Below are 23442 nucleotides of genomic sequence, written 5' to 3' on the forward strand. Positions count from 1 at the left end.
GACGGGGCGCTAGAGGATCACGTGCGGCAAGAAGCGGGCGTAGTCGTCCGTCACCAACCCCTGTGACTCGCGGATCCCCAGGCCCGCCGCCTCCTCCCCCACCACCCACGCGCCCAGCACCACGTGGTTGCCGTCGAAGTCGGGGAGCGGGGCCAGCTCCTGGTAGCAGCAGGGCTCTTCGCGTACGACGGGCTCCGCGCCCGGCGCGTGTACCTGGACGCCCGCGCCCTCGCGGCCCAGCAGCGGCTTGCTGACGTACCCGCGCTCGGTCGCGAGCTCTCTCGGGCCGTCGACGTACGCCGGGAGCAGGTTCGGGTGCCCCGGACACAGCTCCCACAGGATGGCCAGCAGGGCCTTGTTGCTGAGCAGCATCTTCCAGGCCGGCTCGATCCACATGGTCGTGCCGGTGCCGCCGCCGTTGTCCAGGGTGTCGAGGACGTGGCCGGCGAAGGGGTCGGTGGTGAGCCACTCCCACGGGTAGAGCTTGAAGCAGCCGCGGATGAAGCGGAGTTGGTTGTCGACGAAGCGGCCGGAGAGGGTGTCCCAGCCGATCTCCTCCATGGAGATCCAGTCGGTGGCGAGGCCGGCCTGTTCCGCCGTCTCCTTGAGGTAGGCGACCGTCATCAGGTCCTCGCCGAGTTCGTCGGCGGAGGAGTGGGCGAAGTGCAGCGGGGCGCCGGACGGCAGGAGACGGGCCTGTTCCCGCCAGGCGGCGACCAGGCGTTCGTGCAGGCTGTTCCACTGGTCGGCGCCCGGGAAGCGGTCCGCCATCCAGAACCACTGCGCCGACGCGGCCTCCACCAGGGAGGTGGGGGTGTCGGCGTTGTACTCCAGGAGCTTCGCCGGGCCCCTGCCGTCGTAGCGGAGGTCGAAGCGGCCGTAGAGGGAGGGGAGCTCGGCGCGGCGGTGCCAGGACTCGGTCACGGCGGCGGCCACCCGGGGGTCGGTGACACCGAGATCGGCGAAACGATCCTTCGCCACGATGTGGTCGGCCGCCGCGAGGCACATGGCGTGCAGTTCCTCGACGGTCTCCTCCAGCGTCTCCACCTCGTCGAGAGTGAGGACGTAGTAGGCGCTCTCGTCCCAGTACGGGCGCAGGCTGCCGTCGGGGTGGCGGGTGAGGGGGTAGATCAGCCCCTGTTCCTCGACGGTCCGCTGCCAGTCGGGGCGGGGTTCGGTCGTACGGCGTTCCACGGCGCGGTCAGCCGCCGGAGCTGCCGTGGCCGCTGCCGAAGCCGCCCCGCTTGACGCTGTGGCCACCGCCGGAAGAGCCGCCCGAACCGCTGCGCGGCTTGGTGAAGGAGCCGCCGCTGACCCAGCCGCCCTTCTTCTTGCCGCCGTAGTAGTAGCCCGCGTCGACGGCGGACTTGGTGGAGGTGCAGTTCTTGTCGGAGACGACCTGGTAGCCCTTGGCGGCGGTGTAGCTGTCGCGGTCGACGCAGCGCTTGTCGGGGTCGGACGAGCAGGCGGTCAGGGCGGCGGCCAGCAGGCCCATACCGCCGAGGACGACCGTGCCCGAGCGCAGTTGCCGGCGTGCGTCTGCCATGTTCGTGCTCCCCCGTGCGGTGCGATGTCCGGCGACAGCTTAGACGAGCGGTTTCGAGCCATGACCGAAGGCAGCGACTTGTCATGTCCAGGTAAGAAAATCATGTGAAGTCGCCGGGGTCCTGTCGGCGCACCGCGTCCCGCCGGTACCGTCCAGCTGTCCCCAGGTGAACGATCAACTTCCAAATCTACGCGCGCAGAACAGCCCTACCCCGCAGAACCGCATTTCTCTCTACGCGCGCAGAACGACTCGTGACGCACCACCCGCACCGCCATCCCTCTCGCACCCCCCACCGATGGAGGAATGACAGATGCCCGGCTTCGCCATCCCGCGCCGCAAACTCGCCACGGCCCTGACCGTGCTCGGCCTGCTCGCCGCCGGTGCCGCCGTCCAGGCCACCAGCGCCGCGACCCCCGCCCACGCGGCCACCACCTACAAGGTCCTGTTCGACGACGGCCACGCCGAGGAGGCCGGCAACGCGGACTGGATCATCTCCACCAGCAAGCCCGACCCGCTCTCCCAGGACTCCTCCCCGTCCTCGGACAAGGACTGGACGGGCGCGCTGTCGTCGTGGGGCATCGCCCTGCAGAAGACCGGCAACTACAGCCTGAAGACCGCGACGAGTGCCCTCACGTACGGGGGTTCGTCGGCCACCGACCTGTCGAAGTTCAACGCGCTCGTGCTGCCGGAGCCCAACACCAAGTTCACGACCGCCGAGAAGACCGCGATCATGAACTTCGTGAAGGCCGGCGGCGGTCTCTTCATGATCTCCGACCACACCGGGGCCGACCGCAACAGCGACGGCTACGACGCGGTCGAGATCCTCAACGACCTGATGACCAACAACAGCGTGGACTCGACCGACCCGTTCGGGTTCTCGATCGACTCGCTGGACATCAGCTCCGGCTACCCGGCCGCCATCAGCGACAGCAGCAACGCGGTGCTGCACGGCGGCTTCGGCACGGTCACCAAGAGCCTGATCGCCGACGGGACGACGGCGACGCTCAAGCCCTCCGACAACTCGGCCGTCAAGGGCCTGGTGTACCGCAGCGGCTACTCCGGCAACACCGGCGCCTTCTTCGCCACCAGCACCTTCGGCAGCGGCCGCGTCGCGTTCTGGGGCGACAGCTCGCCCATCGACGACGGCACCGGCCAGTCCGGCAACACGCTGTACGACGGCTGGAACGACACCGGCGCCACCAACGCCGCCCTCGCCCTCAACGCCACCGCCTGGCTGACCGGCGCCAGCTGACGGCCGGGAGACCCGAGGGGAAGGAGCGGGTCCGGGGTTGCCCCGGGCCCGCTTCTTAGTCTCCTCCCGATCACCGCACGCTCCCCTCCCCTACAGTCCCTTTGTGCTCTTCGGAATGGTGTGCGCCCTCGCGGCCGCGATCTGCTTCGGTACGGCGACGGTCCTGCAGGCGATGGCCGCGCGCGCGGCCGGTGACGGCGCCGGCGGGGAGGCCGCGCTGCTGCTGCGGGCCGCGCGGCAGTGGCGGTATGTCGTCGGGCTGGGGCTGGACGGGCTCGGGTTCGTGTTCCAGATCCTCGCGCTGCGGTCGCTCCCCATCTACGCGGTGAGCGCGGCCCTGGCGTCGAGCCTCGCCGTGACGGCGGTGGTCGCGGCGCGGCTGCTGCGAGTGCGGCTGAGCGGGGTGGAGTGGGCCGCGGTGGGGGTGGTGTGCGCGGGGCTCGCGATGCTGGGGCTGGCGTCGGGGCCGGAGGGGGACCGGGCCGGGACCATGACGTTGAAGTGGGTGATGCTGGGGACGGCCGTGGGGGTACTGCTCCTCGGCCTGGCCGGCGGTCGGCTGACCGGGAAGGGGCGGGCGCTGGTCCTGGGCCTCGGGGCGGGGTTCGGGTTCGGGGTGGTGGAGGTGTCGGTGCGGCTGATCGACACCCTGCGACCGGCCGAGTTGCTCACCAACCCCGCGACCTATGCGCTGCTGATCGGGGGCGGCGGCGCCTTCATGCTGCTGACCTCGGCCCTCCAGCGGGGCTCGGTGACCACGGCGACGGCCGGCATGGTCATCGGCGAGACGATCGGCCCGGCGGCGGTGGGGGTGGTGTGGCTCGGGGACCGCACGCGGGAAGGCCTGGCCTGGCTCGCGGTGCTCGGTTTCGCGGTGGCCGTGGCGGGGGCGCTGGCACTGGGCCGGTTCGGGGAGGCGCCGGCCACGGCCGAGGAAGGGTGAGCGGCGGGCCGCGTCCAGGCCACCGGGGGCGTCAGTCGGCCACGGCGTCACGGGTGCGCTGGTAGTGGCGTCTCGCCTTCATACGGTTGCCGCACACGGCCATCGAACACCAGCGGGCCTTGTTGGTCCTGCTGCGGTCGACGAGGAACAGCCGGCACTCCGGGTTGGCGCACGGCCGCAGCCGGCCGGGCATCGTCTGCTGCACCGCGCTCCACGCCATGATCGCCTCCGCCGCCATCCGGCGTTCCGCGGGCGCGTCCAGCTGCCATGAGACCCCCGCGGGCGAGAGGCGCGGGCGGGAGACGACGTCTTCCAGCAGCGGCGCCAGCGAAGTGGCGGGCCGGGTACCGCGCACCACCTCCTGAAGGGCGTCGCGAGCGGCCACGAGAGTGCGGAGTTCGGCCGCGGTTCCGCTGCCGCCGTGGGCCCGCTGCCAGGACCGGGCCTCCGCCGGGTCCGCCAGCCGGTCCTCGGCGACGCCGTTGACCACCGGCGTGCTGTTGAGGAGCTCCAGCAGCAACGCATCCTGCTGGTCCCGCTGTTCGGGGTCGGCCACCGTCACCCCTCCTAACCGTATCGATTCATTTGACAGGTTACACGAGCAGCCACATACCTAACCTCTTCACTCGCCTTGACAGGTTAGGCGGGTCGTGCTCGACTGGATATATAACCACTAAGGATCGACAGAAGGGTTAGGACCATGGAGCACGCAGTCCACCACCGCACCGCCACCGTCGACGGCCTCGAGGTCTTCTACCGGGAGGCCGGCGACCCGAAGGCACCCGTGGTCGTCCTCCTGCACGGCTTCCCGACCAGCTCGCACATGTTCCGCGGCCTCGTCCCGGCGCTCGCCGACCGCTATCACGTGATCGCCCCCGACCACATCGGGTTCGGCCAGTCCGCGATGCCCGGCCCGCGGGACTTCCCCTACACCTTCGACGCCCTCACCGACGTCACCGCCGGCCTGCTCCGGCACCTGGGTGTCGACCGGTTCGCCATGTACGTGCAGGACTACGGCGCCCCCATCGGCTGGCGGCTCGCCCTCCGGACACCGGAGCGCATCAGCGCGATCATCACGCAGAACGGCAACGCCTACGAAGAGGGGTTCGTCAAGCCGTTCTGGGCCGCCGTCTTCGCCTACGCCACGAACCCGGGGCCGGACACGGAGGCGCCGATGCGGGGCGCGCTGACCGTCGAGAGCACCCGCTGGCAGTACCTCAACGGAGTCGCCGACCCGGCCCTGGTCAGCCCCGACAACTGGGTCCACGACCAGGCGCTCCTTGACCGCCCGGGCAACGACGAGATCCAGCTCAGGCTCTTCCGCGACTATCCCACCAACGTGGACCTCTACCCGCGGGTCCATCAGTACTTCCGCGACTCACAGGTCCCGCTGCTGGCGGTCTGGGGCGCGGGCGACGGGATCTTCGGCCCCGAGGGCGCGGAGGCGTTCCGCCAGGACCTGCCCGACGCCGAGATCCACCTCCTCGACACCGGCCACTTCGCCCTGGAGAGCCACCTCGGCACCATCACCGGGCACATCCGCGACTTCCTCGGCCGCACCCTCGCCTGACACCCGGAGCGCAGCCCCGGCCCCGCCCGCACTCACCCCATCGCTGTCACGATCCCGTCCCACAGCCGGGACCTGGCCTCCAGGGCGACGAGGACGGTCTCGGTGGCCTCGTGCCAGCGCCGGTCGTCGGTGGCGCACAGGTCGGCGACCATCTGTAGGGCCATGGGGGTGTGCTCCTCGCCGTCGACCTCGATGTGACGGGCGAGGTAGTCCCGGAAGAGCGGGAAGCGGTCGGTGCCCTCCTCGTTGACGACCTGGTCGAACATGTCCGGGATCAGGTCCTCGCGGGAGAAGGCGAAGGCGGCGGCCCGGCAGTGCAGCGGGCGGTCGGCGATGATGCCGAAGGTCGTGCGCACGAACTCGGCCGCCGGGGCGGAAACCCGGGCCACCCGCAGGGCCGCCGGCACGTCGTGGCCCTCGGCGAGGAGCGCGACGAAGGTGTCGACGGGGGCGGTGTCGGCCGCAGCCTCGGTCATGGCCGCTCGGTACAGCTCGAAGTGGCTGGTGAAGCCGCCGTTCAGGGCGTCGCTCTCCTCGACCAGCACGATGTCGTTGATGAGCCGGCGGGCCACCGCGGAGCCGCGGGGCACCCAGGGGACGTCGATGCAGGTCAGCTCCCGCTGGAGCGACTTGAGCAGGGACATGAAGTCCCAGACCGCGAACGCGTGGTGGGCCATGAAGACGGCCAGGTTCTCCCGGTCGGATATCCGCTGGTAAAGCGGGTGCGCGGTCACTTCTTTTCGCGCTGATTCGATCACGGAACGCGCCTGATCGATTGCCTGTCGACCCTCATCGGTCAAATTCCAGACGTACCTCGACATGGCGTCCTCCTTCGTTCTGGGACGGCGATCGTGCAACTTTCACGGCCGACCGGCAAGCACTTTCCGGAATTACGGAGGAGTTACCTGAAGTAGCCGTCGGCAGACCACGGCAAGCTCACAGAAAGCGCTGTAAAGAGTTACGATCCGGACACCAAAAAACTCGTTGAATCTTTGAACGCGACTTGTGTCCATTCCGTAAAGGACACCGTGACCAGTAATCCCGTCACCGTCACCGTGGCCTATCACGTGATGCCGGGTCGCGAGGCCGACTTCCACTCGTGGGGGTGGGCCATGCTGGGCGCGAGCGCCCGCCGGCCGGGGTTCCTCGGTGGCGGCGTCCTAGTCGACCAGGAGGCGGAATGGCATGTCGTGTATCGCTTCGCCACCGAAGACTCCGCGCTGGCCTGGGAGAACTCCCCAGATCGCGGAGAGTGGGAGATCCGCGCGGACGGCATCGCCCGGCCCACCGGGCGTCGTAGCGTACGAGGGTCGAAGGCGTGGTTCGACTCGCTGACCGGGCCGCCGCCCGCACCGCCGCCGCCGACACCGCCGGCGAAGTGGAAACTGTGGTTCATCAACATGAGCGCGGTGTTTCCGCCGGTCCTGCTGTTCAATCTGATCGTGCTGCCCTATCTCGGCGGCGTCAATCCGCTCATTCGCACTCTGGTGCTCTGCCTCTGCGTGACAGCGCTTGTCACGTGGATTCTCATGCCGCGACTTCAGCGTTTCTTCAAGAAATGGCTGTATCCCCCGCTCCAGGCGCTGCGCGGGCGGCACAAACGACGGGCCGCATAGGCCCGGGAACGACCCGAGGGAGGTGGGCGGGTGAAGACCCTGCTCATCGACAATTACGACTCGTACACCTACAACCTGTTCCAGCTGATCGCCGAGGTCAACGGCGAGGAACCGGTGGTGATCCGCAATGACGAGCCGGCGCCGCCCGCTCTCGCGGGGTTCGACAACGTGGTGGTGTCTCCGGGGCCGGGGCATCCGGGCGACGGCCGTGACTTCGGCATCAGCGCCCGGATGATCGCCGAGGCCACGGTCCCCGTCCTCGGGGTGTGCCTGGGCCACCAGGGCATCGCGCTCGGGGAGCGGGCCCGGGTGGTGCCCGCCCCGCAGCCGCGGCACGGGCACCTGACCAGGGTGCGGCACGACGGGCGGGACCTCTTCGAGGGGCTGACCCAGGACTTCACCGCCGTCCGCTACCACTCCCTGGCGGTGCAGGAGCCGCTGCCCGCCGCCCTGGAGGCCACCGCCTGGGCCGAGGACGGCGTCCTGATGGGGCTGCGGCACCGCGAACGGCCGCTGTGGGGCGTGCAGTTCCACCCTGAGTCGGTGCTCACCGAGTACGGCCACCGCATGCTGGTGAACTTCCGCAACCTGACCGCCCGCCGGGCCCGCAGAGCACGTACCAAGAACACCGCCGTCCCGCCGGCCGAGGCGGCGATCCCCCGGCCGAGGCCCGCGGCGAGCGCGGCAGGCACGGCCGGGTCCGGCACGGCCGTCCCCCGGCCCCGTCCCGGCGAAGTGCCCGCCTACCGCCTGCACACCCGCCAGGTCGCCGGCGCCGTCGACGCGGAGGCCGCCTTCACCCGCCTCTTCGCCGCCTCGCCCCGCGCCTTCTGGCTGGACAGCTCGCTCGTCGAGGAGGGCCGCTCGCGCTTCTCCTTCCTGGGCGACGACAGCGGCCCGCTCGCCGAGTTCGTGCGGTACGACGTCACGGCCGGACGGTGTGTGGTCGAGCGGGCCGGACGGCCGGCGCGCAAGGTGTCCGCGAGCGTCTTCGACTATCTGAAACGGCAGTTGAGCAGCCGCCGGGTGGACGCGGACGGGCTGCCCTTCGACTTCACCGGCGGCTACGTCGGCTACTTCGGCTACGAGACCAAGGCCGACTGCGGCTCCCCGAACCGGCATCGCGCCGAGACCCCGGACGCCTGCTGGCTGTTCGCGGACCGGCTGATCGCCGTGGACCACGAGGAGGACGTCACCTACGCGGTCTGCCTGGCGGAGGACACCCCGCAGGCCGCACGGGCGGCCGCGGAGTGGCTGGCGGACACGCTGGCCCAGCTGAGCTTCCTGGCACCGGACGCGCCCCGGGCGGCCCCGCCCGCCGCCGGGGAGCCGGACCTGGAGGCCGCCGAGCCGTGGCTGGTCCGCGACCGGGCCACCTACCTCGCCGACATCGAGGCCTGCGGGCGCGAGCTGCGGGCCGGCACCAGCTACGAGGTCTGCCTGACCAACGCGGCCCGGCTGCCCGCCCCGCCCGACCCGTACGCCTTCTACCGGGAGCTGCGCCGCGTCAACCCGGCGCCGTACGCGGCCTTCCTGCGCTTCGGCGAGCTGGACGTGGCCGGTTCCTCGCCGGAGCGGTTCCTGCGGATCACCCGGGACGGCGTGGCCGAGGCCAGGCCCGTCAAGGGGACCGCGCCGCGCGGGGCGACGCCCTTCGAGGACGACCGGCTGCGGGACGCGCTGGCGACGGACGCCAAGACCCGCGCCGAGAACCTGATGATCGTCGACCTGCTCCGCAACGACCTGGGCAAGGTCTGCCGTACCGGAACCGTCCGGGTCCCCCGCCTCATGGCCACCGAGTCGTACGCGACCGTGCACCAGCTGGTCTCCACCGTGACCGGGCGGCTGCGGGCCGGGACGGACGCCGTGGACTGCGTGCGCGCCTGCTTCCCGGGCGGGTCGATGACCGGCGCCCCGAAGCTGCGCACGATGGAGATCATCGACTCGCTGGAGACCGAGGCCCGGGGCGTGTACTCGGGGGCGCTCGGCTACCTCGGGTGCAGCGGCGGCGCGGACCTGAACATCGTCATCCGTACGGCCGTGATGGCGGGCGGCCGGATGCAGCTGGGCGCGGGCGGGGCGATCGTCCTGGACTCCGACCCGGCCGCCGAGTACGACGAGATGCTCCTGAAGACGGCCGCGCAGATGCGGGCGCTGCGGGGGCACACCGCGTCGGCCGCGGCGGACGCCGTGGAGGAGGCCGCCCGATGACCCAGGCCCCCGCCCTCACCGCCACCGCCAACCTCGCCTCCCGTCTCACCGACCTCACCGTGCGGCACGGCTGGCACGACCGCCCCGCCTTCCACCAGGGCCATCGCGCCTGGACCCACGGCGAGGTGCACGACCTCGGGGCGCGGGCCGCCACCGTCCTCGCCGCGCAGGGGGTGGCCCCCGGCGACCGGGTGGTGCTCGCGCTGCCGGACGGGATCGCCTGGGTCGTGGCCTTTCTCGCGGTCGCCCGGCTCGGTGCCGTGGCCGTCCTGGTCAACCCCGAACTGCCCGCGGCCGACCACGCGTTCATGGCCGCCGACACGGAGGCGGCGCTCTGCCTGACCGGACCCGGCCTGGAGGACCGCTTCGGCGAGCACACCCGGCTCGGCGCCGACCAGCTGCTCGCGCTCGCCCCCGCCGCCGAACCGGCGCCCGCGCACCCGGTCGACGCGGACGGCCCGCTGTACGTCCAGTACACGTCCGGGACGACGGGCCGCCCCAAGGGTGTCGTCCACACCCACGCCCACCCGGCCGCCTACCACGACCTGATCGGGCGGCGGCTGCTCGGCGTCACCCCGGACGACGTCGCCCTGTCGGTGTCCAAGCTGTACTTCGCCTACGGCTTCGGGAACGCCTTCGTCTTCCCGCTGTTCTCGGGGTCGAGTGCGGTCCTGGTGGACCGGCGCCCGGCGCCCGCCGCCGTGGACGAGCTGGTCGCCCGGCACCGGGTGACGCTGCTGTACTCGGTGCCGTCCGCGTACGCGGCGCTGGTCGCCGACCGGGGTACCGGGCACCGGGCGTGCTTCGCCTCGGTGCGGGCCGCCGTGTCGGCAGGCGAGGGGCTGCCGGACGGGCTCGGGGAGCGGGTCGCGGAGCTGCTGGGCGCGCCGGTCCTGGAGCAGATCGGCTCCACCGAGGCCGGGCACGCCTTCTGCGCCAACAGCCTCGGCCACCACCACCCCGGCACCGTCGGCCGTCCCGTCCCCGGCTTCGAGGTGGAGCTGCGCGACCGCGACGGGCGCCCGGTGCCGGACGGCCACGAGGGCGAGCTGTGGGTGCGCGGGCCGACGGTGACGCCCGGCTACCTCAACCGGCCCGAGGAGACCGCGCGCACCCTGGTCGGCGGCTGGCTGGCCACCCACGACCGGGCGGTCCGCGAACCCGACGGCGCCTACCGGCACCTGGGCCGCACCGACGACATGGAGATGGTCGGCGGGATCACCGTCTCCCCGCTGGAGGTGGAGGCCGTGCTGCGCACCCATCCGGCGGTACGGGAGGTCGCGGTGGCGGCGGTACCGGACGGGACCGGCGCCGGACGGCTGCGCGCCTTCGTCGTCCCCGCCGTCACCCCGGCGCCGACCGGGCTCCAGGAGGAGCTGCTGGCGCTGGCCCGGGAGCACCTGGCGGCCTTCAAGGTCCCCCGCAGTGTCAGCCTCCTGCCCTCCCTGCCCCGCACCCCGACCGGGAAGCTCCGCCGCCATCTGGTCCGCCGGGGCGCGTGGTGACCCCGGCCCCGACCGACCTGGCCCCGACCGACCTGGCCCCGACTGAAAGGAACGTCCCCATGCAGGAGTCCCTCATCGGCGACCGCGGGTTCTACCTCGGCCCGCTCTTCCGGCGGGCGGCCGACCGGCACGGCGGGGTGTTCGTCACCCTGGACCGGCCCCTGGACACCCACCCGGACCTCGGGGTCCGCCTCAGCTACCCGGAACTGGCCGACGCGGTCGAGGAGTTGTCGGCACGGCTGTGGGCGGCCGGGGTGCGACCCGCCGAGCAGGCCGTCGTGCACAAGACGGACAACGTCGACATCGTGCTGCTGACCTGCGCGGTCTCCCGGATCGGTGCGGTGCCCGTGCTGCTCTCCCCCGCGCTGGCCGGCGAGGTGGTCGGCAAGCTGCTCGCCAGACTGCGACAGCCGTGGCTGGTCACGGACGGGGCGAAACTGGCCGGCCTGGAGGTCAGGGGCCTGGTCCGGCAGACCCTCACCGTGGACAGCGTGCCCGGCGTGGTGTCCCTCGCGGAGCACACCGGCGCCAGGGTCCCGGCACCGATCCGGCTGCACCCGCGCGAACCCGCCCTGATCACCCACAGCTCCGGCACCACCGGTGTCCCCAAGCTCGCCGTGCACTGCCCGCAGACCATGTGGAACCGCCTCGTCCCGCAGCAGGCGATGGGCTGGCCCACCCGCGGCGAGGTCGCGGCCCTGCACATGTCCTTCGTGCACTCCCGCTTCTACCACCTGCTCGGCGTCCTGCTGCACTACGGCAGCCCGCTGCTGCTGATCACCGACCCCGACCCGGCGAAGGTCGGCCCGATGCTGGCCCGGCACCGCCCCGGCATCGTCGAGACCCACCCCAACACCTTCGTCCTGTGGGAGGAACTGGCGGACGCGCCCGGCGCCCCGCTGTCGCGCGTCAGGTCGTACGGCTCGACGTTCGACGCCATCCATCCGCGGACGGTACGACGGCTCCTGGACGCCTCCGGGCGCCGTGCGCCCTGGCTGCTCCAGCTGTACGGGCAGAGCGAGACCGGGCCGGTGGCCTTCCAGTGGTTCACTCGGCGCAGCGTGGCCCGCGCGGACGGACGGCGGGTCGGCATCGGGATCCCGGGCTTCACCCGCGTCCGGGTCACCGGCCCCGACGGTCAGCCGGCCGCGCCCGGCACCCCCGGCCGGATCGAGGCCCGCACCCGGGGCCGCATCCTCACCTACCTCGGCGCCCGCGAGCAGTACGAGCGACAGCTGGACGGCGAGTGGTGGCAGATGGGCGACATGGGGTACCGGAACCGGCTGGGCGCGCTGTACCTGATCGACCGGGAGATCGACCGGATCGACTCCGTGCACAGCAACCTGGAGGTCGAGGACACCCTCATGGACCGGCTGGAGGAGCTGCGCGAGGTGGTCATCGTGCCGGGCGCGGACCGGGAGCCGGTCCCGGTGGTGTGCGTGCGCGGGGAACGGCCGCTGGACCCGGAGCGCTGGCGGCAGGCGACCGCCGACCTGCCCGCGATGGCGGAGCCCCGGCAGTGGCGGTTCGAGGAGCTGCCGATGACGGCGACCTGGAAGGTGAAGCGGGTGGAGATCACCCGGATGCTGGCGGCGGGTGTCCGCGCGTGACCCCGGTCGTCGTGGTCGGCGCCGGTCCTGTGGGCCTGTCGGCGGCGCTGGCGCTGCGGGCGCAGGGATTGCCGGCCATGCTGCTCGAGGCGGATCCCGAGGACCGCGAACGGCCGGGCAGCCGGGCCCTGTTCGTGCACCGCGAGACCCTCGCGCTGCTCGACGGCATGCGGCCGGGACTGGCCGGGACGCTCACCTCGTACGGCCGGACCTGGCACACCAGACGGACCCTGTACCGGGGGCGGGAGGTGTACTCCCGCACTTTTCCGCCGCCGTCCGGCCGGCCGCCCTTCACCAGCCTGCGCCAGGTGGACACCGAACGCTTCCTGCGGGACGCCTGCGCGGAGGCGGGCGTGGAGTTCGTGTGGAACGCGCGCGTGATCGGCGTCCGTACCACCGCCTCGGGCGCCTCGCTGAGCTGCGCGGACGGCCGGGAGCTGACCTGCGGACACGTGATCGCGGCGGACGGCGCCCGGTCCGCCGTCCGGGCCGGGCTCGGCATCCCCATGGAGGGCACGCACGGCGAGGGCTTCCATGTGGTCGTCGACGTGGCGGACCGGCCGGGCGCCGAACTGCCCCTCGAACGGGTCTTCCACTACGAGCACCCCGCCGTCGGCGGCCGCAGTGTGCTGCGGGTGCCGTTCACCGGGGGCTTCCAGGTGGACCTCCAGTGCCACGCGGACGACCGGGCGGAGGAGTACGGCACCGAGGAGGCCGTCCGCCGCTGGCTGCCCGGGGTGGTGGGCGAGGGATACGAGGGATACGCAGACCGGATCCTGTGGGTGTCGACGTACCGCTTCCTGCGCAAGGTCGCGGCCTCCTTCACCGACCCGCACCGGCGGGTGCTGCTCGCCGGGGAGGCCGCGCACCTGTTCCCGCCCTTCGGGGCACGGGGCATGAACAGCGGGATCGCGGACGCGGCGGCCGCGGCGGCGGCGATCGCCACCGGCACGGTGGCGGACTTCGCCGAGGTACGGCGGGCCGCGGGCCTGTTCAACAGCGAGGCGGCCGGGGTCGCCCTGGACCATCTGCGGCCCCGGCGGCGGATCGTACGGCTGCGGCAGCGCGCGGCGGCGGCGCTGGCGCCGGTCCTGCCGTCCTGCGGATCCTGGCTGGAGCACGCGCCGTACGGGCCGCGGGGCGGGGCACCGGCGCTGGCGGGCCGGAAATACTGAGCATGGCGAAGGAGGAGTCATGACACGACCGGCCGTGACCGAAGGCCTGCTGACGTGGTCGCCGCGTGCCGGGCTGCGGCCCGTCGAGGACGCGGACGAACCGCTGCTGGTCGCTGACTCCTGGCTGGTGCGGGACGGCAGGGTGCGTGGCCTGGACCGGCACCGGGACCGCTTCGTGCGGTCCTGCGGCGAGTGCGACGGGCCGCCGGCGTACCGGCTGCTGGAGTTCTGGCGGGACATGACGGCCGCGCTGCCCCGCACCGGCGAGTGGTTCCCCCGCGTCGAACTCACCCCCCACCACGTGCGGTTGCGGCTGCGACACGCGCCTGCGCTCGGCTCGGAGGTCGAGGTCTGGGCGGTCGGCCAGCCGGATCCGCGTACGGTGCCCCGCCGCAAGGGACCCGACCTCGACACCCTGGCCCGGCTGCGCGCCCGGGCGGTCGAGGCGGGGGCCCAGGAGGCGGTGCTGGTGGGCCCGTCCGGGGTGGTGCTTGAGGCTGCCACCACCAGCGTCCTCTGGTGGGAGGACGACACCCTGTGCCTGCCACCGCCCCGGCTGCCGGTACTGCCCGGGGTGACCCTCGCACTGATCCAGGAGCGCGCGGAGCGCACCGACATCCGCGTAGCCCACCGCGAACGGACCCTCGCCGAACTGGCGGACCGGGAGGTGTGGCTGGTGAACGCCCTGCACGGGATCAGACCGGTGACGCGTTGGGTGGGAGGGCCGACGAGCACCGGCGCGGCAGTACGGGCGCCGGAGTGGCGGGAGTGGCTCGACGGGGAGGCACCGGAGCCTCTCGACAGAAGCGGCTGAATAGCGCCCCGTAAGGGGCGCGGGGCTGTATCGATTTGCGGCTCCGCCGCGTGGGCGCGACCAGCCCCCACCCACCCGCAGCCGCAATAAGACCGATCCCGTGAAACGCAAGATAAAACCGGCCCGGCGATATTTCACCGGGCCGGATATCAGGCTGTTTTTTATTCGGTCTGCTTAGGCTGATAAGCCCCCGGCACCATTCGCGTGGCGATAGCGATCCGGTTGTACGCGTTGATGACGGTGGCCGCCCAGACGAGCGCCGCCAGCTGGGCCTCGTCGAAGACCCCGGCGGCCTCGGCGTAGACCTCGTCCGGTACGTGACCGTCGGCGACAAGGGTGACCGCCTCGGTCAACGCCAGTGCGGCCCGCTCCCGTTCGGTGAAGAAGGGCGTCTCCCGCCACGCGTTCAGGGCGTAGATCCGCTGCTCGGTCTCGCCCTGCGCGCGAGCGTCCTTCGTGTGCATGTCGAGGCAGAACGCGCAGCCGTTCAGCTGGGAGGCGCGTATTCTGACCAGTTCGAGAATTTCCGGTTCCACCTTGGCGTCCTGGGCCGCGGTGACGGCGGCGGCATGCAGGGAACCCATCGCCGAGGAGACATCCGGGGTGATTTTCTTGAGGGCGACACGGGAAATCTGATCACCATTGTTCATGAGGGAGACTCTAGCCTCCCGAATTGAATTACGGGGACCGTTGCCGGGGAATTCAGGCGACGCCGGTCACAGCCGGGTCGGACAGCACCGCGCACAGGATGTCCAGCGCTCCCGACCAGGCGTGGTCGGGCGGGGTGCCGTAGCCGAGGACGAGGGCGTCCAGGGGTGCGGTGACCGCGTCGGGGTGGCGGTGGCGCGGGGTGAGGCCTTCGAGGGCGAGGCCGCGGGCCGCGGCGGCCCGGATCACCCGGCGCTGGGTGCCGGGCGGCAGCCGCAGCACGACGTGCAGGCCCGCCGCGATGCCGGTGACCCGGATCGCCGGGGCGCGCTCGGCGAGGGCCCGGACGAGGGCGTCCCGGCGCCGCCGGTAGCGGGAGCGGGCCGCGCGGACGTGGCGGTCGTAGGCGCCGGAGACGATGAACTCGGCCAGCGTCAGCTGGTCCAGCGCCCCGCAGGTGTCCACGCCGCCCTTGGCCGCCGTCACCTCCCGGGCCACGGCCGACGGCAGCACCATCCAGGCCAGCCGCAGCCCCGGCGCCAGCGACTTGCTGGCCGTGCCGAGGTAGACCACCTCGTCGGGGGCGAGTCCCTGGAGGGCGCCGACGGGCCGGCGGTCGTAGCGGAACTCGCCGTCGTAGTCGTCCTCCAGGACCAGGCCGCCGGTGCGCCGCGCCCAGTCCACGACGGCCGCCCGCCGGTCGTGGTGCAGCGGCGCGCCCATCGGGAACTGGTGGGAGGGCGTCAGCAGCACGGCGGCCGGTCCGGGCCCCAGTTCCCCGGTGTCCGTGCCGAGTTCGTCGAAGGGCAGCGGGACCTGGCGCAGACCGGCCGCCGTCAGCGACTGCCAGTGCTCGTCGAGGCCGTACGACTCCACGGCGACCGTGTCCGCCCCGCGGGCCCGCAGCAGCCGGCCGAGCAGGCTCAGGCCGTGCGCGAACCCGGCGCAGATCACGATGCGTTCGGGGTCGGCGCGGACGCCCCGGGCGCGGGCGAGGTAGCCGGCGAGCGCGGTGCGCAGTTCGGCGCGGCCGCGTGGATCGCCGTAGCCGAAGGCCTCGTTGGGGGCCGCGGTGAGGGCGCGGCGGGCGGCCCTGAGCCACTCGGTGCGCGGGAAGGCGGAGACGTCGGGGAAGCCGGCCCGCAGGTCGTAGGCGGGCCGGTGGGCGGACGTACCCGCGGGGGTCTCCGCCTGCCGCACCGGCGGTACGCCCGTCGCGACCCGGGTGCCGGAGCCCTGCCGGGCGGTGAGCCAGCCCTCGGCGACCAGGTCGGCGTAGGCGTCGGCGACGGTGTTGCGGGCGATGGCCAGGTCGGCGGCGAGCGAGCGGGAGGAGGGCAGCCGGGTGCCGGGGAGCAGCCGGCCGCTGCGCACGGCCTCGCGCAGGGCGTCGGTCAGGCCCCGGCGCAGGCCCGGACCGGCGGCCGGTTCCAGGTGGAGGTCGATGCCCAGAGTGGCCCGGCCGGCGCGATTGGCCCACACTTTCTCCATGGAAATGGACCATACCCCTGGGCTGCCTGGCACCTAGTGTCGGCATCATGAGCAATCAGGAAAACGCCGAGTACGCCCCCGAGCACAGCCCCCGCCTGCCCTGGGCCCAGCACGCGCCCGAGGTCTACAAGGCGATGGTCCGGTTGGACGGAGCCGCCCGTAAGGGGCTGGACGCCAAGCTGTTCGAGCTGGTGAAGATCCGCGCCTCGCAGCTCAACCACTGTGCGTACTGCCTCGACATGCACACCAAGGACGCGCTCGCGGCGGGCGAGAGCATCCAGCGCATCGTGCAGCTCAGCGCGTGGGAGGAGTCGAAGCACTTCTACACCGAGCAGGAGATCGCCGCGATCGAGCTGACCGAGGCCGTCACCGTGCTGACCGACGGCTTCGTGCCGGACGAGGTCTACGAGCGGGCCGCCAAGCAGTTCGACGAGGTGCAGCTGACGCAGCTGATCGCCTCGATCATCGTGATCAACTCCTGGAACCGGTTCGCCGTGACGACCCGGATGGTCCCCGGGCACTACACGCCGGGGCAGCACGGATGAGCAAGGCCGACGCCTTCCGGGCCCTGCACCACGGGCGCCCGCCCGGCGACCCGCTGATCGTGCCCGGCCCGTGGGACGCGGCGAGCGCCCGGGCCCTGGTGGCGGCCGGGTTCCCGGCGCTGGCGACACCCAGCGCCGGGGTCGCGGCGAGTCTGGGGTACGCGGACGGCGAGACCCCGGCGGCGGAGATGTTCGCGGCGGTCGCGCGGATCACGCGGGCCGTGGAGGTGCCGGTGTCCGCGGACGTGGAGGACGGCTACGGGCTGGCGCCGAAGGAGCTGGTCGAGCGGCTGCTGGAGGCCGGGGCGGTCGGCTGCAACCTGGAGGACTCCGCCGGGGGCGTCCTCAAGGACCCGCACGAGCACGCCGAGTGGCTCGCCGAGGTCCGTTCGGCGGCCGGTGACCGGCTGTTCCTCAACGCCCGCGTCGACACCTTCGCACGCGGGGTCACCGACCCCGACCGGGCGATCGAGCGGGCCGCGCTGTACGTCGCGGCCGGCGCCGACTGCGTCTACCCGATCGAGGCCCCGACCGCCGTACTGCCCCTCCTCCGCTCCGGTGTCGAGGGCCCGCTGAACATGTACGCCCGCCCGGACGGCGCGAGCCCCGCGCCCGCCGAGCTCGGCGAACTCGGCGCCACGAGGATCACGTTCGGCCCGGGACTGCTGCGGCTGGCGCTGCGGTCGGTCCAGCAGGTACTGGCCTAGGATCCAGCAGGTCCTGGTCCAGGAGGGCCTGGCCTAGGAGAGCCACTTCTTCCACACCGACGGATGGCTCTCCACCCACGTCTTCGCGGCCTCCTGAGGGCTCAGCTTCCGGTCGGCGATCAGCAGGGATACCTGGTCCTGGTCCTCGGTCGTCCACCGGAACTTCTTCAGGAAGGCCGCGGCCCTGCCGCCGCTGTGCGCGAAGCCGGTGTTGAGGTACTTCTGCAGCGGGGTGTGCGGATAGCCGCAGGCGACCTCGGCCGCGTCGGCGTCGCAGCCCTCCTGGTACGCCGGGAGCCGCACCTCCGTCATGGGCACCTTCTTGAACAGCCACTGCGGCGCGTACCAGTACGTCAGGAAGGGCTTCTTCTCCTTGGCGAACTGCTTGATCTGGGTGATCTGGGCGGCCTCGGAACCGGCGAAGACGACCTGGTAGTCCAGCTTCAGGTTGCTGACCAGCGCCTTGTCGTTGGTGACGTACGACGGTGAGCCGTCGAGCAGCTGCCCCTTGCCGCCGCTCTCCGCGGTGCGGAAGAGGGAGGCGTACTTGTTCAGGTTCTTCCAGTCCGTGATGTCCGGGTGCTGCTTGACGAGATAGGCCGGCACGAACCACCCGATGTGCCCGGTGACCCCGAGGTCCCCCGCACGGCTGATGGTCTTCTTCTCCTCGACGTACCGCTTCTCCTGGTCCGGGTGCCCCCAGTCCTCCAGGATCGCGTCGACGCGTCCCTGGCTGAGCGCGTCCCAGGCGGGCACCTCGTCGACCTGCACGGTGTCGACGCGATAGCCCAGCTTGTGCTCCAGGATGTACTGGGCGACGGCGACATTGGACTGCGCGCCGACCCAGGACTGCACGGACAGGGTCACGGTCTTCGCCCCCTGCGCGGCGGCGAACGGCGAGGCCTGCTTCGTCATGTCGGCGGCACCGCACCCGGTCGCGAGGACCAGCAGTGCGGAGGCGGCCGTGATCGTGATGCGTCGCATGGTCACGCTCCTTTCCCCGTACGGCGTTCCGTGGGCTGGGTGACCCGGTCGAGCATCAGCCCCAGGCAGACGATGGCGGCACCGGCCACCAGTCCGGTGGCCAGGTCGCCCTGGGCGAGACCGAAGGCGACGTCGTAACCGAGCGCACCACCGCCCACCAGCCCGCCGATGATGACGACGGCGAGGACCAGCACCACGCCCTGGTTGAAGGCGAGCAGCAACGCGGGCCGGGCGAGCGGGAGCTGGACCTGCCACAGCTGCTGGCGCCCGGTCGCGCCGAGCGAGCGCGCGGACTCCAGGGCGGCCGGGTCCACCTGGCGCAGCCCCTGCGCGGTGATCCGTACGACGGCCGGCAGCGCGTAGACGACGGCGGCGGCCACGGCGGGCGCCCGGCCGACGCCGAACAACGCGACGACCGGGATCAGGTAGACGAACTGCGGCATGGTCTGGAAGACGTCCAGGACGGGCCGCAGCGCGCGCTCCACCCGGTCGCTGCGGGCGGCGGCGACGCCGGTCGCGAAGCCGAGCACGAGCGTCACGGCGACAGCCGCGAGCACCTGGGACAGCGTGTCCAGCGCCGGCTCCCACACCCCCAGCACGCCGATCGCGGCCATCGCGAGGACGGCGGTGAGCGCGGTGCGCCAGGTGCCGATCAGCCAGGCCAGGGCGGCGACGACCAGCAGCACCGCCCACCAGGGCAGCCACTGCAGCCCGTCCCGGAGGGGGTCGAGGACCCAGGTGGTGAAGTGCCCCGCCCAGTCCGCCGTACCACCGACGACCGGCACGCCCGAGTACAGGTGGGCGGTCATCCAGTCGACGGCGCGGTTGACCGGTTCGGCGAAGTCCAGGGTCCAGGCGGCGGGCCAGTCGAGGCGGCCGAGGAGACGGGCGGCGAGCGTGACGGCGACGGTGGCGGCGAGGGCGTACAGGAGGCCGGCGGGGGCCGGCCGGGTGTCGCCGCGGTCGCCCGCCGCCGCGGTGATGCGGTCCAGGACGACCGCGAGCAGCACGATCGGGATACCGGCGGCGAGGGCCGCGCCGACGTCGACCGAGGCGAGCGCCTGGTAGACGCGGTCGCCGAGACCGCCGGCGCCGATCACGGACGCGATGACCGCCATCGACAACGCCATCATGATCGTCTGGTTGAGGCCGAGGAGAAGTTCCTTTCGGGCGAGCGGAAGCCGGGCGGTCAGCAGTCGCTGCCGGCTGGTGGCCCCCAACGACTCCACGGCCTCCAGGACTTCGGGGTCGGCGCCGCGCAGGCCGAGGGCGGTGAGCCGGGCCATGGGCGGGGCGGCGTAGACGACGGTGGCGAGGACGGCCGCGGGGACGCCGATGCCGAAGACCAGGACGACGGGGAGGAGGTATGCGAAGGCGGGCAGCACCTGCATGGTGTCGAGGACCGGGCGCAGGGCGCGGTGCAGCCGGTCGCTCAGACCGGCCCCGAGGCCGAGCACGAAACCCACGGCGACGGACGCGAGCACGGCCACGACCATCAGCGCGAGGGTCTGCATCGTCGGCACCCACATGCCGAGGGCACCGCAGGCGAGGAACGCGGCGGCCGTTCCGACGGCGAGCCTGGTCCCCGCGACGCGATGGGCGACGGCGGCGGCGAGCACGGTGACACCGGGCCAGCCCGCGGCGAGGAGGGCGAGGTAGACGGCGCGGACGGTGAGGACGACGGCGTTGCTGATGTAGCCGAAGAAGTAGAGGAAGAGGGGGTGGGTGTCGCGGTTGTCGATGACCCAGTTACTGGCGGAGGAGAGGGGGGCAGAGAGGTCGACGGTGAGGTGGCGGGGCCAGGCGGCGTTGGGCCAGCGGGAGTTGGCCATGGGTACGAGGACGACGGAGATCAGCGCGAGGGCCAGGAGCTTACGGGCGGCTCGGCCGGTGGGGAGCGCTGCTCGTCTACGGGTCGGGACAGTGATCGTCGCCATCAGACGCCCTCCGGATTGCTGCGCGGGGCGGGGAGTTTCGCTTGCCCGCGCTCGCGGGGTGCCGCCGCGCCCACCCGTGCCGCCCCAGCGGCACGACTGCCCGCGGCTGGGGGACTTTCCTGCTGGGGCTGCGCATCCCCACCCAGGGGCGCGGGGAACTGCGCGACCGACCCACCACCGCCCGCACCCGAAGTACCGCCCGCGACCGAGTCAGTGCCAACGGCAGCGGTGCCTTCCAGCGCAGGCCGCGCATCCCCACCCAGGGGCGCGGGGAACTGCGCGACCGACCCACCACCGCCCGCACCCGAAGTACCGCCCGCAGCCCGCTTCGCCACGACGCCGAGCAACGTGTCGGCGTCGACCACGCCGACGCACCGGTCGCCCTCCACGACCCGCGCCGGGGCACCGGCCCCCGCGACCACCTCGATCGCCTCGGCGACCGTCGTCTCCGGGCCGATCACGGGGCCGTCGTCCGCCGTCTCCCCCGGCGCCCGCATCGCCGTCCGGACCGTCAGGACCTGCTCGCGCGGCACGTCCCGGACGAACTCCCGGACGTAGTCGTCGGCCGGGGAGCCGACGATCTCCTCCGGGGTGCCCAGCTGGACCACCCGGCCGTCCCGCATCAGGGCGATGCGGTCGCCGAGTTTGAGCGCCTCCGACAGGTCATGGGTGATGAAGACCATCGTGCGGCCCTCCTCGCGGTGCAGGCGGACCACCTCCTCCTGCATGTCCCGCCGGATCAGCGGATCCAGCGCGCTGAACGGCTCGTCGAAGAGGAGGACCTCGGGGTCGACGGCCAACGCCCGGGCGAGGCCGACGCGCTGGCGCTGGCCGCCGGACAGCTGGCCGGGGCGGCGCTGCTCCATACCCTCCAGGCCGACCTTGGTGACGACCTCGGCGGCCCGCGCGCGCCGCTCGGACCTGCTCACGCCCTGGATCTCCAGGCCGTACGCCACGTTGTCGAGCACGGACCGGTGCGGGAGGAGCCCGAAGTGCTGGAAGACCATCGCGGCCCGGTGCCGTCGCAGTTCCCTAAGCCGGCCCTTGTCCATGGCGCGGACGTCCTCGCCGTCGATGGCGATCCGGCCGGCCGTCGGCTCGATGAGCCGGGTCAGACAGCGGACCAGGGTCGACTTCCCGGAGCCGGACAGGCCCATCACCACGAAGACCTCGCCCTTGCGCACGTCGAAGGAGACGTCGCGGACGGCGGCCGTGCACCCGGTGCGACCGCGGAGTTCGGCCGGGGGCAGGCCGGTCAGCTCGGGGTCCGCCGGGACGCGTTCGGCCTTGGGGCCGAAGACCTTCCACAGGCCGTCGACGGAGAAGACAGGGGTCGTACCGTTCATCACGCACCGCCCTTCAGCAGGTCCACGGCCCGTTCGCCGACCATCAGCACCCCGATCATCGGGTTCACGGCCGGCATGGCCGGAAAGACGGAGGCGTCGGCGACACGGATGCCGTCCAGGCCGCGGATCCGCAACTCCGGGTCCACCACGGCCAGCCGGTCGTCGGCCGCGCCCATCCGGCAGGTGCCCGCCGGGTGGTAGACGGTGTGCGCGACCTTGCGGGCGTACTCGCCGAGCTCGGCGTCGCCGAGGATCTCCGGGCCGGGGCACACCTCGCGCTTCAGCCAGCCCGCCAGCGGCTCGGTCTTCGCGATCTCGCGGGCGATGCGGATGCCGTCGACGAGGGTGCGGCCGTCGTAGTCGTCCTCGTCGGTGAAGTAACGGAAGTCGAGCGCGGGCTTCACGGACGGGTCGGCGCTGGTCAGGTAGAGGCGGCCGCGGCTGCGGGGCTTGGGGATGTTCGGGGTCATCGAGACGCCGTGCGCGGGGCGTTCGTAGCCCAGTCGCTCGGGGTTGTCCGTGAACGGGACCTGGTAGAAGTGGAACATCAGGTCCGGGCCCGCGTGTCCGGGGTCCCGGTGGACGAAGAGACCCGCGTCGGAGTCCATCGCGGAGTTCTCCGGGATCGGGCCGTGCGTCTCCCAGACGATCACCGACTCGGGATGGTCGAGGAGGTTCTCGCCGACGCCCGGAAGGTCGTGCGCGACCGGGATGCCGAGGGCTTCGAGGTCCTGGGCCGGGCCTATGCCGGAATGGAGCAGCAGGCGCGGGGAGTCGACGGCGCCGGCGCACAGGACGACCTCGTTCCGGGCCCGTATCAGGAGTTCCGCGCCGTCCTTGGTGCGCACGTGCACGCCCTCGGCACGGCTGCCGGCCAGCTCCAGCCGGTACGCCCAGGTCTCCAGCAGGATCGTCAGGTTGGGGCGCTCGTCCAGCACCGGGTGGAGGTAGGCCACCGACGCGCTGGACCGCTTGTTGGTCTCGGGGTGGTAGGCGAGGTCGAAGAAGCCGACGCCCTCGGTGAACGGCCTGCGGTTGAAGCCCTCCACGCGCGGGACGCCCAGCGCCTCCTGGGCCGCGTCGACGAAGTCGCGGGCGACGGCGTTCCGGTCCTTCTCGTGGACCGGGACGATGTTGTTGAGGAGGCGGGCGTAGTAGGCCTCCATCGGCACCGCGCCCCAGCCCTTGGCGCCGGCCTCCTCCCACTCGTCCCAGTCGGAGGGCAGCGGCTTGAAGGCGATGAGGGTGTTGTGGCTGGAGCAGCCGCCCAGCACCCGGGCTCGGCTGTGCCGGATGTGGGAGTTGCCGCGCGGCTGCTCGGTGGTCGGGTAGTCGTAGTCCAGTTCACCGCCCAGCAGTCCCGTCCAGCGGCGCAGGGTGAGGACGTCGTCGCGGCCCACGTCACTGGGGCCGCCCTCGATGACGGCGACCGTGACGTCGGGGTCCTCGGTGAGCCGGGAGGCGATGACGGAACCGGCGGTTCCGCCGCCTATGACGACGTAGTCGTACTCATGGACGTGGGACATGGGGTACTCCAAGAAA

Annotated in this window: 20 protein-coding genes and 1 pseudogene; 11 read left to right on the forward strand and 10 right to left on the reverse strand. The window is 72.3% G+C overall.

Translation table 11 applies throughout. The features are described from left to right. Positions 1-9: 9 nt before the first annotated feature. Both KVT45_RS39875 and KVT45_RS39880 read right to left on the reverse strand, forming a co-directional pair. Positions 10-1194: a glutathionylspermidine synthase family protein gene (locus tag KVT45_RS39875; RefSeq protein WP_217554233.1), complete on the reverse strand. Its 1185-nt coding sequence runs from the start codon at positions 1192-1194 to the stop codon at positions 10-12. A 7-nt stretch (positions 1195-1201) separates the two neighbouring features. Continuing rightward, complete coding sequence (locus tag KVT45_RS39880; protein WP_217554235.1) at positions 1202-1546, reverse strand: hypothetical protein; 345 nt, start codon at positions 1544-1546, stop codon at positions 1202-1204. Between the two features lie 310 nt (positions 1547-1856). Between KVT45_RS39880 and KVT45_RS39885 the strand changes: the two are divergent. Beyond that, positions 1857-2795 (forward strand): annotated as a pseudogene (locus KVT45_RS39885) (hydrolase); the annotation flags it as partial. Between the two features lie 118 nt (positions 2796-2913). Next, positions 2914-3741: a DMT family transporter gene (locus KVT45_RS39890; RefSeq protein WP_217554285.1), complete on the forward strand. Its 828-nt coding sequence runs from the start codon at positions 2914-2916 to the stop codon at positions 3739-3741. 31 nt (positions 3742-3772) lie between these two features. Here KVT45_RS39890 and KVT45_RS39895 read toward each other — a convergent pair whose 3' ends face one another. Further along, positions 3773-4297, reverse strand: coding sequence for a CGNR zinc finger domain-containing protein (locus tag KVT45_RS39895; RefSeq protein WP_217554239.1), 525 nt, complete (start codon positions 4295-4297; stop codon positions 3773-3775). Between the two features lie 144 nt (positions 4298-4441). On the opposite strand from KVT45_RS39895, the gene KVT45_RS39900 reads away from it, so the two are divergent. Next, a complete protein-coding gene (locus tag KVT45_RS39900; RefSeq protein WP_217554241.1) occupies positions 4442-5311 on the forward strand; it encodes an alpha/beta fold hydrolase in 870 nt (289 codons plus the stop codon). 32 nt (positions 5312-5343) lie between these two features. Here the strand turns inward: KVT45_RS39900 and KVT45_RS39905 are convergent, their stop codons facing one another. Continuing rightward, the gene (locus KVT45_RS39905; RefSeq protein ID WP_308311009.1) at positions 5344-6069 is read right to left on the reverse strand and encodes a DUF3050 domain-containing protein; all 726 of its coding nucleotides are present in this window, start codon (positions 6067-6069) and stop codon (positions 5344-5346) included. A gap of 270 nt (positions 6070-6339) precedes the next feature. On the opposite strand from KVT45_RS39905, the gene KVT45_RS39910 reads away from it, so the two are divergent. From KVT45_RS39910 to KVT45_RS39935, 6 genes are read left to right on the forward strand one after another with little or no spacing between them, the layout of a single operon-like run. Further along, positions 6340-6927 carry a hypothetical protein gene (locus KVT45_RS39910; RefSeq protein ID WP_217554244.1) on the forward strand — a complete coding sequence of 196 codons (588 nt, stop codon included), beginning with the start codon at positions 6340-6342 and terminating at the stop codon, positions 6925-6927. A 30-nt stretch (positions 6928-6957) separates the two neighbouring features. Then, entirely contained in the window at positions 6958-9138 is a 2181-nt protein-coding gene (pabB, locus tag KVT45_RS39915; protein WP_217554246.1) for an aminodeoxychorismate synthase component I, read from the forward strand. Further along, complete coding sequence (locus tag KVT45_RS39920; RefSeq protein ID WP_217554248.1) at positions 9135-10643, forward strand: benzoate-CoA ligase family protein; 1509 nt, start codon at positions 9135-9137, stop codon at positions 10641-10643. The genes pabB and KVT45_RS39920 overlap by 4 nt, the downstream gene beginning before the upstream one ends. Before the next feature lie 59 nt (positions 10644-10702). Further along, the gene (locus KVT45_RS39925; protein WP_217554250.1) at positions 10703-12253 is read left to right on the forward strand and encodes a class I adenylate-forming enzyme family protein; all 1551 of its coding nucleotides are present in this window, start codon (positions 10703-10705) and stop codon (positions 12251-12253) included. After that, the gene (locus KVT45_RS39930; protein WP_217554251.1) at positions 12250-13428 is read left to right on the forward strand and encodes an FAD-dependent monooxygenase; all 1179 of its coding nucleotides are present in this window, start codon (positions 12250-12252) and stop codon (positions 13426-13428) included. The genes KVT45_RS39925 and KVT45_RS39930 overlap by 4 nt, the downstream gene beginning before the upstream one ends. A gap of 19 nt (positions 13429-13447) precedes the next feature. Then, positions 13448-14242 carry an aminotransferase class IV gene (locus tag KVT45_RS39935; RefSeq protein WP_217554252.1) on the forward strand — a complete coding sequence of 265 codons (795 nt, stop codon included), beginning with the start codon at positions 13448-13450 and terminating at the stop codon, positions 14240-14242. A 161-nt stretch (positions 14243-14403) separates the two neighbouring features. On the opposite strand, the gene KVT45_RS39940 is transcribed toward KVT45_RS39935, so the two are convergent. After that, entirely contained in the window at positions 14404-14892 is a 489-nt protein-coding gene (locus KVT45_RS39940; protein WP_217554253.1) for a carboxymuconolactone decarboxylase family protein, read from the reverse strand. Positions 14893-14944: 52 nt separating this feature from the next. Further along, the gene (locus KVT45_RS39945) at positions 14945-16381 is read right to left on the reverse strand and encodes a PLP-dependent aminotransferase family protein (RefSeq protein ID WP_217554254.1); all 1437 of its coding nucleotides are present in this window, start codon (positions 16379-16381) and stop codon (positions 14945-14947) included. A 47-nt stretch (positions 16382-16428) separates the two neighbouring features. Here KVT45_RS39945 and KVT45_RS39950 point away from each other — a divergent pair, with 47 nt between their 5' ends. Both KVT45_RS39950 and KVT45_RS39955 read left to right on the forward strand, forming a co-directional pair. Beyond that, positions 16429-16926: a carboxymuconolactone decarboxylase family protein gene (locus KVT45_RS39950; RefSeq protein ID WP_217554255.1), complete on the forward strand. Its 498-nt coding sequence runs from the start codon at positions 16429-16431 to the stop codon at positions 16924-16926. Next, entirely contained in the window at positions 16923-17633 is a 711-nt protein-coding gene (locus KVT45_RS39955) for an isocitrate lyase/phosphoenolpyruvate mutase family protein (protein WP_217554256.1), read from the forward strand. Before KVT45_RS39950 ends, KVT45_RS39955 begins: the two co-directional genes overlap by 4 nt. Before the next feature lie 33 nt (positions 17634-17666). Here KVT45_RS39955 and KVT45_RS39960 read toward each other — a convergent pair whose 3' ends face one another. Genes KVT45_RS39960 through KVT45_RS39975 form a run of 4 tightly spaced genes read right to left on the reverse strand, consistent with a single transcriptional unit; the run spans position 17667 to position 23426 of the window. Next, positions 17667-18617 (reverse strand): ABC transporter substrate-binding protein, encoded by a 951-nt coding sequence (locus KVT45_RS39960; RefSeq protein ID WP_217554257.1) that lies wholly within the window; start codon positions 18615-18617, stop codon positions 17667-17669. Positions 18618-18619: 2 nt separating this feature from the next. Then, positions 18620-20554 carry a proline/glycine betaine ABC transporter permease gene (locus tag KVT45_RS39965; RefSeq protein ID WP_217554258.1) on the reverse strand — a complete coding sequence of 645 codons (1935 nt, stop codon included), beginning with the start codon at positions 20552-20554 and terminating at the stop codon, positions 18620-18622. Then, the gene (locus tag KVT45_RS39970; RefSeq protein WP_217554259.1) at positions 20554-21900 is read right to left on the reverse strand and encodes a glycine betaine/L-proline ABC transporter ATP-binding protein; all 1347 of its coding nucleotides are present in this window, start codon (positions 21898-21900) and stop codon (positions 20554-20556) included. The genes KVT45_RS39965 and KVT45_RS39970 overlap by 1 nt, the downstream gene beginning before the upstream one ends. Next, positions 21900-23426, reverse strand: a complete 1527-nt coding sequence (locus KVT45_RS39975; protein ID WP_217554260.1) for a GMC family oxidoreductase — start codon at positions 23424-23426, stop codon at positions 21900-21902. The genes KVT45_RS39970 and KVT45_RS39975 overlap by 1 nt, the downstream gene beginning before the upstream one ends. Positions 23427-23442: the final 16 nt, after the last annotated feature.

This window comes from Streptomyces sp. GbtcB6, assembly GCF_019091475.1.
GTDB lineage: Bacteria > Actinomycetota > Actinomycetes > Streptomycetales > Streptomycetaceae > Streptomyces > Streptomyces hyaluromycini.

What these genes read in the sequence shown, in the direction of transcription:
- KVT45_RS39965 (WP_217554258.1), bottom strand. Translation starts at nt 20,554, where the DNA reads ATGGCGACGATCACTGTCCCGACCCGTAGACGAGCAGCGCTCCCCACC.
- KVT45_RS39960 (WP_217554257.1), bottom strand. Translation starts at nt 18,617, where the DNA reads ATGCGACGCATCACGATCACGGCCGCCTCCGCACTGCTGGTCCTCGCG.
- KVT45_RS39940 (WP_217554253.1), bottom strand. Translation starts at nt 14,892, where the DNA reads ATGAACAATGGTGATCAGATTTCCCGTGTCGCCCTCAAGAAAATCACC.
- KVT45_RS39920 (WP_217554248.1), top strand. Translation starts at nt 9,135, where the DNA reads ATGACCCAGGCCCCCGCCCTCACCGCCACCGCCAACCTCGCCTCCCGT.
- KVT45_RS39880 (WP_217554235.1), bottom strand. Translation starts at nt 1,546, where the DNA reads ATGGCAGACGCACGCCGGCAACTGCGCTCGGGCACGGTCGTCCTCGGC.
- KVT45_RS39970 (WP_217554259.1), bottom strand. Translation starts at nt 21,900, where the DNA reads ATGAACGGTACGACCCCTGTCTTCTCCGTCGACGGCCTGTGGAAGGTC.
- KVT45_RS39890 (WP_217554285.1), top strand. Translation starts at nt 2,914, where the DNA reads ATGGTGTGCGCCCTCGCGGCCGCGATCTGCTTCGGTACGGCGACGGTC.
- KVT45_RS39900 (WP_217554241.1), top strand. Translation starts at nt 4,442, where the DNA reads ATGGAGCACGCAGTCCACCACCGCACCGCCACCGTCGACGGCCTCGAG.
- KVT45_RS39935 (WP_217554252.1), top strand. Translation starts at nt 13,448, where the DNA reads ATGACACGACCGGCCGTGACCGAAGGCCTGCTGACGTGGTCGCCGCGT.
- KVT45_RS39950 (WP_217554255.1), top strand. Translation starts at nt 16,429, where the DNA reads ATGAGCAATCAGGAAAACGCCGAGTACGCCCCCGAGCACAGCCCCCGC.
- KVT45_RS39925 (WP_217554250.1), top strand. Translation starts at nt 10,703, where the DNA reads ATGCAGGAGTCCCTCATCGGCGACCGCGGGTTCTACCTCGGCCCGCTC.
- KVT45_RS39955 (WP_217554256.1), top strand. Translation starts at nt 16,923, where the DNA reads ATGAGCAAGGCCGACGCCTTCCGGGCCCTGCACCACGGGCGCCCGCCC.
- KVT45_RS39975 (WP_217554260.1), bottom strand. Translation starts at nt 23,426, where the DNA reads ATGTCCCACGTCCATGAGTACGACTACGTCGTCATAGGCGGCGGAACC.
- KVT45_RS39945 (WP_217554254.1), bottom strand. Translation starts at nt 16,381, where the DNA reads ATGGAGAAAGTGTGGGCCAATCGCGCCGGCCGGGCCACTCTGGGCATC.